The sequence below is a fragment of the Streptomyces hamibioticus genome, assembly GCF_047946815.1.
In the GTDB taxonomy this organism is placed as follows: Bacteria; Actinomycetota; Actinomycetes; order Streptomycetales; family Streptomycetaceae; genus Streptomyces.
In genome coordinates this window covers 3,942,014-3,955,456 of the sequence record NZ_JBKKQY010000001.1, presented here as the reverse complement: position 1 = coordinate 3,955,456, position 13,443 = coordinate 3,942,014, and the positions used below count along the sequence as shown (strand labels likewise).

Below are 13,443 nucleotides of genomic sequence, written 5' to 3'. Positions count from 1 at the left end.
GTGCCTACTGCGGGGTACCGTCCGTGAGCCCCTGTGACACGCTGACCCGATGTTCAGGACGGATCGGTCAGGCGGCGGGGGCTTTCCGCGATGAGCGTTGACGAACGGGGCGGATCACCCGACGACGGAGACACGGAGCCCGGCGGTCTGCCGCAGGTGCCGAGCCAGGGCGGGCCGGCGGCCGTGCCCGAGGACGGGCCCGGCGTCCCGGCCCAGCGCGAGCTGCACGAGGACAGCGTGCTGCCGCCGCCGCGCGAGCTGACGCCGTCCGACGCCGAGCTGATCGGACGGATGCGCTCGGGCGACGACTCCGCGTACGAGGAGCTGTACCGGCGCCACGCCGATGCGGTGCGCCGGTACGCCCGCACCTGCTGCCGGGACGCCCACACGGCTGACGACCTGACCGCCGAGGTCTTCGCCCGGATGCTGCAGGCGGTGCGCGGCGGTTCGGGTCCCGAGCACGCCGTCCGCGCGTATCTGCTCACCTCCGTCCGCCGGGTCGCGGCCGGCTGGACCCGGTCGGCGCGGCGGGAGCAGCTGGTCGACGACTTCGCGGTGTTCGCCGCGCAGTCGGCACGGGGGACGGCGGTCTCGGACGACGACACGCTGGAACTGGGCGCCGACGTGCGCGCCCTGCACGAGGCCGAGCAGTCCCTGGCCATGCAGGCGTTCCGGTCGTTGCCGGAGCGCTGGCAGGCCGTGCTGTGGCACACGGAGGTGGAGGACGAGTCGCCGAGCGAGGTCGCCACGCTCTTCGGCCTGGACGCCAACGGCACGCGCGTGCTTGCCAGCCGGGCCCGCGAGGGTCTGAAACAGGCCTATCTCCAGGCCCACGTCAGCGCCACCCTCGCGGACGACGAGGAGTGCGCCCGCTATGCCGACCGGCTCGGCACGTACGCCCGGGGCCGGCTGCGCACCCGGGCGGAGCGGGGTCTGCGCAAGCATCTGGAGGAGTGCGTCAGGTGCCGGCTGGCCGCCAGCCAGATCGAGGAGGTGGCGAGCGGTATCCCCGCCGTCGTACCCGTCGCGGTCATCGGCTGGTTCGGCGCCGCCGGGTACGCCAAGGCGGCCGGGTTCCTCGCCGGTGGCGTGGGAACGGCGGGTGCCGCCGGGGCAGCGGCGGCGTCGAGCGGCGGCGCGTCGGGCGGGGCGGCGGCGTCCGAAGGGCTGGGGGCGCCGGTGAAGGCGGGGATCGCCGCCGGTGTCGTGGCCGCGGGAATCGCGGCGGTGGTCCTGGCCCTGGCCGGCAGCGAGAGCCCGGGCCCGCCGCCACCGCCGAAGGCGGCCCCTGCGGCGTCCGCACCGGCGGCACAGCCGTCACCGGAACCTCCCCCACCACCGAGGCCGGCCCCACCGGCGGCAGCCGAGCCCCCGACACCACCCCTCACACCCACGCCGACCCCGACACCGACGCCGACACCACCCCCCACCCCGAAGCCCACGCCGCCCCTCACACCAACACCGACACCGACGCCGCCACCGACGCCGCCACCTCCTCCCTCACCCTCCCCGCCACCACCGACTCCACCTCCGCCCGCCCCGGAGGTCTACCGCTGGAGTGAGCTGTCGTACGACGTCGCCGGTGACGGTACGCGGCCCGAGATGCGGCTGGGGGAGAGCAGTTGGGCGTGGCAGCGGTCGGAGGTGTCGATCGCCGACGAGCGGTACGCGCACGGCGTCACGGTGCACGGGCGCTCCGCGGTCACCATCGACCTCAACCGCGAGTGCTCCTCGTACGACGCCCTGGTCGGCGTCGACGACCTGACGATGAAGCTCGGCAAGGTCCGCTTCTCGGTCCATGCCGACGGGGTCCAGCTCTGGCGGTCCGGGATCGTCAAGGGTGGCGATCCGGCGGTTCCCGTGCAGGTGAACGTCGCGGGCCGGGAGACGGTACGACTGGTGGTCGAACCGCACGGCCCCTTCGACAACGTGGCACTCGCGGACTGGGCGGAATCCCGGTTCACCTGCACGTAGCGACGGCGGGGCGTCACGCAGCCCGGCGGAACGGCGTACCGCCCGCGCCCGGGCCCAGCGAGGTCCGCGCCCGCAGCCGCCCGCGGCGCGAAAGCGACGCCTGGCCCGATCCGCCACCCGCAGCCGCCCACGGCGGGAAGGGACGACCGACCTGGGCGCTGCCCGCAGCCGCCCGCGGCGGGAAGGGGACGTGCCGGGGGGTGTCCGCCCGCAGCGGTTGTCGCGTCAACACGGGCACCCTCTACAACAGACCGATTCCGCGACGTTCCGAGGACGGACACCCCCCGGCGCGGCCCCGAACCACCCACCGAACCCTGGGCGCTACGCGCACCCCCACCGAACCCGCACAGGCGCCGCAGGCATGAGACGCGCACCCCCGACCACCCGCACAGGCGCCGCAGGCATAAGACGCACACCCCCACCCCACCCGCACAGGCGCCGCAGGCATAAGACGCACACCCCCGACCACCCGCACGCGCCTACTGCCGCACCGCCCGAGGCACCCCGCCGCCCAACGCCCCCCGCTGCGGCACGATCCCCGCCGGTACCGCGCGTGCCCGCGCGGGCGTTCCCGTCCAGCACGTGCCCCGCCGCGCGAGCAGCCGGAGCAGCCACAGCTCCAGGGAGATCAGGTCCGCCAGCCCGTCCAACGGCAACGCCTCCCCCGCCGCGGCCGCCCGCAGGGCCTTCCGCACGACCCGCGCCTCGACCAACCCCGCCTCCGCCAGCAGCGGCCTCTCGAACAACCCCAGCAAGGTGTCCGCCGCCACCCGCACCCCCGCCCGCGCCGTCGCCGTCGCCACTGCCTGGGTCGGGGTCCCCCAGCCGCTCGGCAGCTCGCTCACCCCGGCACCCTCCAGCACCGTACGCAGGATCGCCCCCCGCGCTCCGGGCCGCACCCGCAGCGCCTCCGGCAGCGCCCGGCACGCGCGCACGACCTGGTTGTCGAGGAACGGCACGTGCAGCCGCTGCGAGCGGATCTCCGCGGCCTGCTCCAGCACCCGCACCTCCGCCGCCTGCCGGGCCAGCGCCGCACGCGCACGGAAGTCACCGGGCCGCTGCCCCGGCCCCACCCCCGACCGCTGCATCGCCGTCTGCAGCCGAACCGATACTTCAGCCAGCGCCTCCCCGGTCAGCCACCGTGCCGCAGGCCCGGGTCTGCCCCAGGTCAGTGCCGCGAGCGACGCCTCCAGGGCGCCCGCCCCGGCCCAGTCGCCGCCACCGCCCGCCGCCCCGCCCGGCATCACGTCGAACCGCCGGCGGCGCAGCTGCTCGGCGAGCGCCTCCAGCCCCACCCGGTACGGCGTCCGCGCCAGCCGCCGCGCCGCGGCGTACACCCGCGCCGGAACCATCACCGACCCGTCCGCCTTGGCCAGCGCCGCGACCGGCCGCACCAGATGACGCCGCTTGCGGTCCATCAGCAGGTCGGCCAGCCGCGCCGGGTGCGCGTCGAGCACCTGCCGGGCGCCGTACCCGGTGAAGTGGTCCGCGCTCCCGGCCGCCAGCCGCATCCGGTGCCGCGCCGCGGCCACCAGGCACGCCCCCGGCTCGTCCGTCAGCGGCCCGTCCAGGTCGGCGTACGGCAGCGCCTCCTCGCCTCCGGTGACCACCACGTGGTGCAGCCGCGGGTTGCCCGCCAGCGCCCCGGCACGCTCCAGCTCGGCCTCCCGCCCGCCGACGGCGAGGTCGTTGAAGGTGACGGCCAGCAGCCGCTCGCCCGCGCCGGCCCCGTGGCCGAGCACGGCCCCCGGCATCCCCGGCATCCCCGGCAGCCCGGCCGCCAGCAGCGCCAGCGTGCCGGACGCCGGTCCCCCGGACAGATCCGCCCCGATCCCCGGCACCGGCATCCCGCGCGCGGCACGCCGTTCCGCGGGGCCCATGCCGGGCACCGGCCCGGGGTCGATGCCGTCGCCCGGCACGTGCCGCGGCGCGGCGAGCCGCGTCCGCACCGCCTCCACCAGCGCGTCCCGTACGCCGTCCACCGCGCTGTCCGGGTCGGCCGCGGGGGCCGCCACCGCGAGCGAGGCCACCGGCTCGTACCCGGCGATCTCGCGCGCCCCGGCACGCAGGATCAGCGCATGCCCCGGGGGAATGCGCTTCACGCCGTCGTACGGGGTGGAGTCGTCCAGCGCGGCCGGTACGTCGGGAGCGGCCAGCAGCGCGGCGAGATGACCGAAGTCGAGGTTGGCCTCGATGAGGTCGGCCAGCGGCAGCGCCGCCGTGGCGTACGCCGTGCCGCCGGCCCAGGGGGTGTAGAACACCGGGCGCGCGCCCGCGAGATCGCCGCAGACCATCACCCGCCGGCCCACCTGGACGACGGCCGTGTAGCTGCCGGGCCAGGCGGTCAGGTGCCGGAGCGCGCCGCCCCGCGCGGCGAACAGCGCGACCCGCAGCTGCTCGTCCGTCGCGCCGCAGATGCCGAGGACGGCGATGCGGGTCTGGGGGTCGGCGGACACGACGCGCACCTCGTCGGGGCGCCAGTCACCGACGGCCCACAGCGGATCGGGGTCGCCCCACAGCAGTTGGGACCCGACCGGGTGCACGGTCTCGCCGTCGTACCCGGTGGCCCCCGCGGAGCCGGCTCCCCCGGCACCAACGGGCCCGCCAGGCCCCCCGGCCTCCGCGAACCCCGCGCTCCCCACGGCTCCCGAGGCGGTGCTGCTCCATCCCACCAACCACCGCATCGCCGCCTCCACAGGCTGTGGACAACCAGTGCACCGTACGAACTGGTTCCCCATGCTGCCATGAAGGGTGCGCCCCCGGAGCGTCGGCGGAGCCGCTTGTGCTCCCTCCCGTGCGCCCCTGCGAAGCGCGCGCGTGGACGCCGACACTCCGTCCGTCCGCCAGGACTTCGACGCGAATGCGCCCCCGTTACGCGCCCCAAAGACACCCAACGCGCCCTCAACTGCCATGGTGGGAGCGGTCGTCACCCGAAAGAGGCGGGATCGATTTTCGGCCAAATCGCCGTCACGGAGACACGCTCGAACACGCTCCGTACAGGCCCGCGCGCCCCTGGTCCGGCGCGCAGTCCGGGAGACGGGCCACGCCTCCCGGACCGGTCCGCCGCCCGCGGGGATGAAGGCGGCGGTGTCCCCCAGCCCGCTGGATCCAGTACAGCGGGCCGACCCACGCACGGCCCATGGAACCGCTCCCCCGATGGCCGGAGTAGAGCGCACGGGCGGGCGCACGGCCACACATCGGGAGCACACGGCAACAGTCCGTACAGAGGCCGCACTTCAGTACGGACCACAATCCCGCCATCCGGAACAATGCCTCTTAACGCTTGGGATGCGGCGAACTACGCTGGGTTTACGAATGCCGCATGGTTATGCCAGCGCGGCAGCCGTCTGTGTCGAGGGGTGGCGCATGTCCAGGGAGCAACGCGGGCCGAACGAAAAGCTCGGCGCCGTTCTCGCCCTCGCGGGAATCTCCAACGCAGGCCTCGCACGACGCGTCAACGACCTTGGCGCCCAACGAGGCCTGACACTTCGCTACGACAAGACGTCCGTGGCGCGCTGGGTGTCGAAGGGCATGGTGCCGCAGGGTGCGGCGCCGCACCTCATCGCCGCCGCCATCGGCCAGAAGCTCGGCCGTCCGGTGCCGCTCCACGAGATCGGCCTGGCCGACGCCGACCCCGCGCCCGAAGTGGGCCTCGCCTTCCCCAGAGACGTGGGACAGGCGGTGCGCTCGGCAACCGAGTTGTACCGTCTCGACCTCGCCGGCCGCCGCGCGGGTGGCGGCGGCATCTGGCAGTCGCTCGCCGGCTCGTTCGCAGTGAGCGCATACGCAACGCCCGCCTCGCGGTGGCTGATAACCCCGGCCGACAGCTCGGTGGCGCGGGACGCGAGCCCGGTGGAGGGCTCCGGCGCACCGATCAAAGTCGGCCACAGTGATGTGCAGAAGCTGCGCGAGGCCGCCGAGGACGCCCGTCGCTGGGACTCCAAGTACGGCGGCGGCGACTGGCGATCGTCCATGGTGCCCGAGTGCTTACGAGTCGAGGCCGCGCCCCTCCTGCTCGGCTCCTACTCCGACGATGTCGGCCGCGCCCTGTTCGGCGCCGCCGCCGAACTGACCCGACTGGCCGGCTGGATGGCCTTCGACACCGGCCAGCAGGAGGCGGCCCAGCGCTACTACATCCAGGCCCTGCGCCTGGCCCGCGCGGCGGCGGACGTCCCCCTGGGCGGCTACGTGCTCGCCTCGATGTCCCTCCAAGCCACGTACCGCGGCTTCGGCGACGAGGGAGTGGACCTCGCCCAGGCGGCCCTGGAACGCAACCGCGGGCTGGCCACGGCCCGCACCATGAGCTTCTTCCGGCTGGTCGAGGCCCGGGCACACGCGCGCGCCGGCGACGCGCAGGCGGCCGGCGGCGCCCTCAAGGCGGCCGAGAGCTGGCTGGAGCGCGCCCGGCCCGGCGACAGCGACCCGAACTGGCTCGGCTTCTACTCCTACGACCGCTTCGCCGCCGACGCCGCCGAGTGCTACCGCGATCTGAAGGCCCCACGCCAGGTCCGCCGCTTCACGGAGCAGGCCCTGTCCAGACCGACGGAGGAGTTCGTCCGCTCCCACGGCCTGCGCCTGGTCGTGTCGGCGGTCGCCGAACTGGAGTCGGGCAACCTGGACGCGGCCTGCGAGCAGGGCGTGCGGGCGGTGGAGGTGGCCGGCCGCATCTCCTCGGCCCGCACCACCGAGTACGTGAAGGACCTGCTGCACCGCCTGGAGCCGTACGGTGACGAGCCGCGCGTCGTGGAACTGCGCGAGCGCGCCCGTCCGCTCCTGATGACCCCGGCCTGATCCGAAGCCGCGCCCGCTCCCGGGTTTGAGGCGATTGTCAGTGGCGCAGTGCACTATCGAACCCGGGAGGTGGAACAGGTGATCGCTTACGACTGCGACGTGCTGGTGATCGGCGGCGGCATCATCGGCCTGTCGACGGCGCACGCGATCACCCGCGCCGCCCCGGGCACACGGGTAACGGTGCTGGAGAAGGAACCGGGCCCGGCCCGCCACCAGACGGGCCGCAACAGCGGAGTGATCCACAGCGGCATCTACTACCGCCCCGGCTCCCTCAAGGCGCGCTACGCGGTGCGGGGCGCCGCGGAGATGGTGAAATTCTGCGCGGAGTACGACATCCCGCACTCCGTCACCGGCAAGCTGATCGTCGCCACCGACCGCGCGGAGCTGCCCCGGCTGCACGCCCTGGTCCAGCGCGGCCGGGAGAACGGCATCCCGGTCCGCGAGCTGGGCGCCGCCCAGATCACGGAGTACGAACCGGAGGTCCGCGGCCTGGCGGCGATACACGTCGCCACGACCGGCACCTGCGACTACGTCGCCGTCGCCCGGCAGCTGGCCGAGTCCTCGGGCGCGGAGATCCGCTACGGCGCGGAGGCGGTCCGCATCGACCGCCGCCCGTCCCTCGGTGTCGCGGTCCGTACGCGATCCGGTGACGTGGTCCGCGGCCGGGTCCTGGTCAACTGCGCCGGGCTCTACTGCGACGAGATCGCCCGGATGACCGGGGACGACCCCGAGATGCGGATCGTCCCCTTCCGTGGCGAGTACTACGAGCTGGCGCGACCGGAGCTGGTGCGGGGCCTGGTCTACCCGGTCCCGGACCCGGCCTTCCCCTTCCTCGGCGTGCACCTGACCCGCGGAATCGACGGGAGCGTGCACATCGGGCCCAACGCGGTGCCGGCCCTGGCCCGGGAGGGCTACGGCTGGGGCGTGCTGCGCCCCCGCGAGCTGGCCGCCACGCTCACCTGGCCCGGCTCCTGGCACATCGCCCGGCAGCACTGGCGGTACGGAGCGGGAGAGCTGCGACGCTCCCTGGCCAAGGGAGCCTTCACGACGGCGGTGCGCAGACTGCTGCCCGCGGTGACGGAGGGCGACCTGGTGCCGACGGCGGCGGGGGTGCGGGCGCAGGCCGTCCTGGCGGACGGGACGCTGGTGGACGACTTCCTGATCCGGGAGGGGTCACGGGCGGTCCACGTACTGAACGCGCCGTCCCCGGCGGCGACGGCGTCCCTGCCGATCGGCCGGGAGGTGGCCCGCAGAGCACTGACGGCACTGGGCCGCTGCTGAGACGCGGGGCGCCGCCCGCGGCGCCGCGGGCAAAGGCAAAGGCAAAGGCAAACCGCACACACCGTAAAATCGACTCCACTGTGTCTGACTCCCACCACGCCCCCGAACACCCCACCGGTCGCGCGCCCGGCGGGTCGCTCCGCCGCGCCCGGGCAAAGGGCGAACCCCGCTTCCCCGACGGCCCCAAGGCCGACCCCGCCGGTGCGCACTTCGAGCGGCGGATCCGGAGCTTCCAGCCGCGCCGCAGCAGGGTGACCGCCGGCCAGGCGGACGCCCTTCAGCGGCTGTGGCACAAGTGGGGGCTGGACATCGACGGCCGACGCGTCATCGACCTCACCGATCTCTTCGGCAACGCCAACCCCGTCGTCCTGGAGATCGGCTTCGGCATGGGCGAGGCCACCGCCCGGATGGCCGCCGCCGACCCGGACACCAACATCCTCGCCGTGGACGTCCACACCCCCGGCCAGGGCAACCTGCTCAACCTCGCCGACCAGGACGGCCTGACCAACATCCGCGTCGGCAACGGCGACGCGATCATCCTGCTCCGCGAGATGCTCGCCCCCGACTCCCTCGACGGGCTCCGCGTCTACTTCCCCGACCCCTGGCCCAAGAAGCGGCACCACAAGCGCCGGCTGATCCAGCCGGAGTTCCTCACCCTGGCCGCCTCCCGGCTCAAGCCCGGCGCCATCGCCCACTGCGCCACCGACTGGGAGCCGTACGCCGAGCAGATGCTCGAGGTCTTCACCGCACACCCCGACTTCGAGAACACCCAGCCCGACGGCGGTTTCGCGCCTCGTCCCGCCCACCGTCCGCTGACCCGTTTCGAGGGCCAGGGACTGGACAAGGGTCATGTGGTGAACGACCTGCTCTTCCGCCGCGTACACCCCAGCCGAAAAGATCACCCCACCGGTGCCTGAAGCCGACCCCGCCCGCTCGCCGAGGTCGGCGCCCCCGTCTCGTTAGGGTCGATGCCGTGGCCACCTGCCCGCCGTACCAGCCGCCGGACCAGTCGCCGTACCCGCCCCCGATCCGCCACCTGGCCCGCACCACCGGCCACAACCCGCACCAGCCCCGCTGGTGGCAACGCACCTGGGTGCGTTACGGCGCTCTGAGCACCCTGCTCGCCCTCTCCGGCCTGGTCATCCTGGCCCTGGTCCGCGAGCAGACCGGCACGGAGGGCTTCCTGGTCGGCCTGGGACTCGCCGTCCTGCCCGTCCCCCTCCTGCTGGCCGCGTTCCGCTGGCTGGACCGCGTCGCGCCCGGCCCCTGGCGCGACCTGCTCTTCTCCTTCGCCTGGGGCGCCTGCGCAGCGGCACTGATAGCGATCGTCGCCAACAGCTTCGCGACCCGCTGGATAGCCACGGCCACCGCCGACCCGACCGGCGCCGACACACTCGGCGCCACCGTCATAGCCCCGATCGTCGAGGAGACCGCGAAGGCCGCCGCCGTCCTCCTGGTCTTCCTCTTCCGCCGCCACCACTTCACCGGCATCCTCGACGGCGTCGTCATCGCGGGCGTCACCGCGACCGGCTTCGCCTTCACCGAGAACATCCTCTACCTCGGCACCGCCTTCGGCACCGACCAGCTCGCCGGAGACCGCGGCATCGCCTCCGTCACCGCGGCGACGTTCTTCGTCCGCATCGTGATGTCGCCGTTCGCCCATCCGCTCTTCACGGTGCTCACCGGCATCGGCTTCGGCATCGCCGCGCTGTCCGCGGACGCCCGGCGGGCCGGACGCGTCCGCCGCATGCTGCTCCCGCCGGCCGGACTGCTCCTCGCGATGGGCATGCACGCCCTGTGGAACGGCTCGACGTCCTTCGGCGAGTACGGCTTCTTCGCCGTGTACGCGACCTTCATGGTGCCCGTGTTCGGCCTGCTCACCTGGCTGGTGATCTGGACCCGGCAGCGCGGGCTGCGCACCGTCCGGGCCGAGCTGGCCGCGTACGTCGCGGCCGGGTGGCTGGCGCCGGCCGAGCCCTTCGCGCTCGGCTCGATGCGCGCCCGCCGCATCGCCCGCGACCACGCCCGGCGCCACGCCGGGAAGGCGGCGGCACGGGCGGTGGCGGAGTACGAGGCGTACGCGACCTCGCTGGCGTTCCTCCGGCACCGGGGCGGCCGGGGCAGGGCGGGCGCCGACTTCGTCGTACGGGAACGGCGGCTGCTGGAGGAGCTGTGGCGGCGCCGGGAGGCAGCGCGCCCGGCCCTGGACTACGCGGCCCGGGCCACGGCACCGCCGGTACCCGTGATGCCCCCGCCCTGGCCCGCGTACGGCCCGCACCAGCCGTACGGGCCCTACGGGCGGCACGCACCGTACGCCCCGTACCCGCCGACCCGTACCACCACCCGTACCGCTCATGAACCGGCGCAACCAGCGCGACCGGCACAACCGGCAGCCCTGACGTCGGGGGGTCGCCGCCAGGACCGCCGGGGTTCAGGGCGGAGTGACCGTGAGGGCGTCAGACGTTGAGGCCCTTGCTCCGCAGCCAGGCCAGCGGGTCCACGCCGGAGCCGGACCCCTCGGGGTGCACCTCCAGGTGGAGGTGGGCCCCGGTCACGTTGCCCGTGGCGCCGACGCGGCCGATGACCTCGCCGGTGGTGACCTTCTGGCCGACGCTGACGCTGATGGAGGACTGGTGGGCGTACCAGATCTCGGTGCCGTCATCGAGGGTGAGCACCGTCTTGTAGCCGTACGACCCGTCCCAGCCGGCGGACGTGATGGTGCCGCTGTGCACGGCCTTGAGCAGCGTGCCCGTGGGTGCGGCGAAGTCGAGGCCGGTGTGGTGGCCGGAGGACCAGTAGGCACCGGCCTGCCCGAAGGTGGAGGAGATGGTGTACGAGGAGGTCGGCAGCGCGTACTGCTTGGCGAGCTGCGCCAGCCGCTCGGCCTCGGCCTTCTTGCGGGCCTCCTCTTCGGCCTTCTTCTTCGCGGCCGCGGCCTTGGCCTCCGCCTCCTGGGCCGCCTTCTCGGCGGCCTCCGCGGCCTTCTTCTCGGCGGCGGCCCGGGCCTCGGCGGCGGCCTTGCTCTCGACCTGGTCCTGCTGCTGTTCGGCCTGCGCCATGATCCGCGCCCGCAGCGCCTCACCGGCGTCGGCGGCGCCCTCGTCGGTGTCCGCGGACGCCACGGCGAGGTTGCTGAGCGGCGTCGCGGAGCCCTCGGGGGCCTTCTCCTCGTCCGAGATGAGGGAGCCGACGTTCGGCAGGTCGGGCATGGAGATCGACACCGGCGGCTTGCCGGTCTGCGCGCTGGCCATGCCGCCCGCTCCGACGGCGGCTATGACACCGACGCCGAGGACCGTGGAGCTGCGGGCGAGTCCGCCGCGCTGCTTGGCGACACGGTGCCGGCCGCGGACGGGCCGGACGGACTCCGCGGTGGGGTTCCACTCCTCCCACGGACCGTCGTCGCTGCGGGGTGCGCCATAGGCGAAGGTGTCGCTGTCGCGCTGGTTCGGCACGAACGGGGCCTCGGGGGCAGGCCGGTTGGACGCCACGTGGGCGTACTCCTTTCCTTCCTTCTCCGCCTACCGGGTTAGCTGACGGGTTCGGAGCAGGAAGGTCTCCTACGCGCGTATACGAGCCGTGTCTCCACGGCGCCATACGCGCGATTCACCCCAAGGTGGTGGTTCCCCGGTTCCTGCGCATCTCTGCGAAGGATTCGGCGCGTGCGCGCGGAGCCGCCTTCTGTGACGGCTGGGACGACCGCGCTGCGTTATCGAACGTTAATAGACCCGAGGCTCTTATTCCAAGCCGTTCCTCTTGATCATTAACGATCTCGCCACGGACACAGGCCCCAGGAGCGGCGAAAACCGGGCGAGTTGACTCGGCCTCAGCGCAGCCCCACCCGCCGTCGTTCAAGTTTCAACACCTGACGTTGTATCAGTTGTTATCGGAGGGCGCTCGACCGGTCACGACTCGTGACAATGATCAAGAACGGGTGATCAGGGGCGGATGATGAGGGCGGGTGGTCAGGGACCGTGCGGCCGGCGCACGGCGAGCAGCGCCATGTCGTCCGTCGTGCCGCCCCCCGTGTGCCGGTGCACGTCGTCGGCGAGCGCGTCGAGCAGTTCGCCGGGACGCCGGAACACCCGGCCGGCGAGCCGGGCCCGGGGGTCGTAGAACGCACCGCGGGCATCGCGGGCCTCGGACAGCCCGTCGGTGTGGAGCAGCAGCGTGGCCCCGCCGGGGAACCCGGTCTCCTCGGCCCGGTCGGGCCACCCGCCCAGCTCCCCCATGCCGAGCGGCAGGGCGGTGTGGCAGGCGGTCAGCGCGCGCAGGGTGCCGTCGGCGTGCAGCAGCAGCGGCGGCGGATGGCCGCGGTTGACGAGGCGCACGACCCCGTCGCCGTGCGGGAGTTCGGCGAGTACGGCGGTGGTGAAGCCCTCGTAGGCGTCCAGCCCCGCACGGCGGGCACCCTCGCGGGCCAGCGCCCGCTCCAGCCGCTGCGCGACCGCCTCCAGCGTCGCCTCCTGCTCGGCGGCCTCCCGGAACGCCCCGATCACCACGGCCACCGCCGCCACCGCGCCCATGCCCTTGCCGCGCACGTCCCCCACGATGAGCCGGACCCCGTGCGGGCTGTCCTGCACGGCGTACAGGTCGCCGCCGATGAAGGCGTCCGCCTGGGCCGCCTCGTAGCGGGCCGCGATCTCGAAGCCGCCGATCCGCTCCGCGGGCTCGGGCAGCACCGCCCGCTGGGCCGCCTCGGCGATCTCGCGGGCGGAGGCGAGGCGCTCGCCGGTCCGCCGCACGAAGGCGTTGACCAGGACGGCGAGGACCGCGACCGTCGCGATGGTGATCAGCTCGGTGATCGAGTCGATCCGATGGGCGACGCCGAGCGTGAGCTGCAACGTGCTCACGACGGCGACGGTCGCCGCCCCCGTGAGCACCGTGCCGCGCCGCGAGTAGAGCGGGGCGGCGATCAGGGGCGCGGCCGTGTACAGGGGCCCGGCGGTGAAGTACCGGGGGGTGAAGACGTCGTACACGGCACCGCCGACGATCAGCAGCACCGGGAGCAGGCGCACCAGGGTCCGGGCGTACGGGATGCGCCGCGGCTCGCGGCGGCCGGGACCGGGCGGTGCGGAGACCGGGGGCACGGGGGCGGGCGGGGCGGGAGCGGACGGCGTGGGGGCGGAGTGCGTGGGGGCGGAGTGCGTGGGAGTTCGGCCGGTCCGGCGCCGTCTGGGATTCGGGCTCTCGTCCGAGCCTCCGTACGGGCCCTCGTCCGGTCCCCCGTCCTGATCACCAGGCCGCACCACTCGTCTCCCGCCACGCACACACGGCCACGCCGCTTCCCGTCCCGCCCGTCCAGGTTTCCCCCGGTGGGGGCGGGGAGCGAGCGGTGAGGGCCGACCGGATGACGTAACCGCCGAAGGGAGGCGCAGGGAGCAGCACAGGAGGCGCATG

The 13,443-nt window shown here is 74.1% G+C and carries 8 protein-coding genes and 1 riboswitch; of the genes, 5 read left to right on the top strand and 3 right to left on the bottom strand.

What is annotated here, in order from left to right:
* Positions 1 to 90: 90 nt before the first annotated feature.
* Complete coding sequence (locus tag ACLGIH_RS17795; protein WP_416526224.1) at positions 91 to 1,974, top strand: sigma-70 family RNA polymerase sigma factor; 1,884 nt, start codon at positions 91 to 93, stop codon at positions 1,972 to 1,974.
* A gap of 479 nt (positions 1,975 to 2,453) precedes the next feature.
* Here the strand turns inward: ACLGIH_RS17795 and ACLGIH_RS17790 are convergent, their stop codons facing one another.
* Positions 2,454 to 4,658 carry an asparagine synthase-related protein gene (locus tag ACLGIH_RS17790; RefSeq protein WP_416526223.1) on the bottom strand — a complete coding sequence of 735 codons (2,205 nt, stop codon included), beginning with the start codon at positions 4,656 to 4,658 and terminating at the stop codon, positions 2,454 to 2,456.
* A 682-nt stretch (positions 4,659 to 5,340) separates the two neighbouring features.
* Here ACLGIH_RS17790 and ACLGIH_RS17785 point away from each other — a divergent pair.
* From ACLGIH_RS17785 to ACLGIH_RS17770, 4 genes are all read left to right on the top strand, one after another.
* Entirely contained in the window at positions 5,341 to 6,765 is a 1,425-nt protein-coding gene (locus tag ACLGIH_RS17785; RefSeq protein ID WP_416526222.1) for an NsdA family TPR-like regulatory protein, read from the top strand.
* 48 nt (positions 6,766 to 6,813) lie between these two features.
* Entirely contained in the window at positions 6,814 to 8,046 is a 1,233-nt protein-coding gene (lhgO, locus tag ACLGIH_RS17780) for an L-2-hydroxyglutarate oxidase (protein WP_416526221.1), read from the top strand.
* A gap of 80 nt (positions 8,047 to 8,126) precedes the next feature.
* Positions 8,127 to 8,963: a tRNA (guanosine(46)-N7)-methyltransferase TrmB gene (gene trmB, locus ACLGIH_RS17775; RefSeq protein WP_416526220.1), complete on the top strand. Its 837-nt coding sequence runs from the start codon at positions 8,127 to 8,129 to the stop codon at positions 8,961 to 8,963.
* A 56-nt stretch (positions 8,964 to 9,019) separates the two neighbouring features.
* Positions 9,020 to 10,513 (top strand): PrsW family intramembrane metalloprotease, encoded by a 1,494-nt coding sequence (locus ACLGIH_RS17770; protein WP_416526219.1) that lies wholly within the window; start codon positions 9,020 to 9,022, stop codon positions 10,511 to 10,513.
* Here the strand turns inward: ACLGIH_RS17770 and ACLGIH_RS17765 are convergent.
* Together ACLGIH_RS17765 and ACLGIH_RS17760 are read right to left on the bottom strand one after the other, a co-directional pair.
* Positions 10,503 to 11,534 (bottom strand): M23 family metallopeptidase, encoded by a 1,032-nt coding sequence (locus ACLGIH_RS17765; RefSeq protein WP_416526218.1) that lies wholly within the window; start codon positions 11,532 to 11,534, stop codon positions 10,503 to 10,505. The two genes, ACLGIH_RS17770 and ACLGIH_RS17765, sit on opposite strands and share 11 nt — an antisense overlap.
* A gap of 12 nt (positions 11,535 to 11,546) precedes the next feature.
* A riboswitch (cyclic di-AMP (ydaO/yuaA leader) is annotated at positions 11,547 to 11,714 on the bottom strand.
* Between the two features lie 294 nt (positions 11,715 to 12,008).
* On the bottom strand, positions 12,009 to 13,133 hold the full coding sequence (locus ACLGIH_RS17760; RefSeq protein ID WP_416526217.1) for a PP2C family protein-serine/threonine phosphatase: 1,125 nt from the start codon (positions 13,131 to 13,133) through the stop codon (positions 12,009 to 12,011).
* Positions 13,134 to 13,443 lie beyond the last annotated feature (310 nt).

Coding starts and splice junctions, on each gene's coding strand:
- ACLGIH_RS17795 (WP_416526224.1), top strand. CDS start 91: ATGAGCGTTGACGAACGGGGCGGATCACCCGACGACGGAGACACGGAG.
- ACLGIH_RS17790 (WP_416526223.1), bottom strand. CDS start 4,658: ATGCGGTGGTTGGTGGGATGGAGCAGCACCGCCTCGGGAGCCGTGGGG.
- ACLGIH_RS17785 (WP_416526222.1), top strand. CDS start 5,341: ATGTCCAGGGAGCAACGCGGGCCGAACGAAAAGCTCGGCGCCGTTCTC.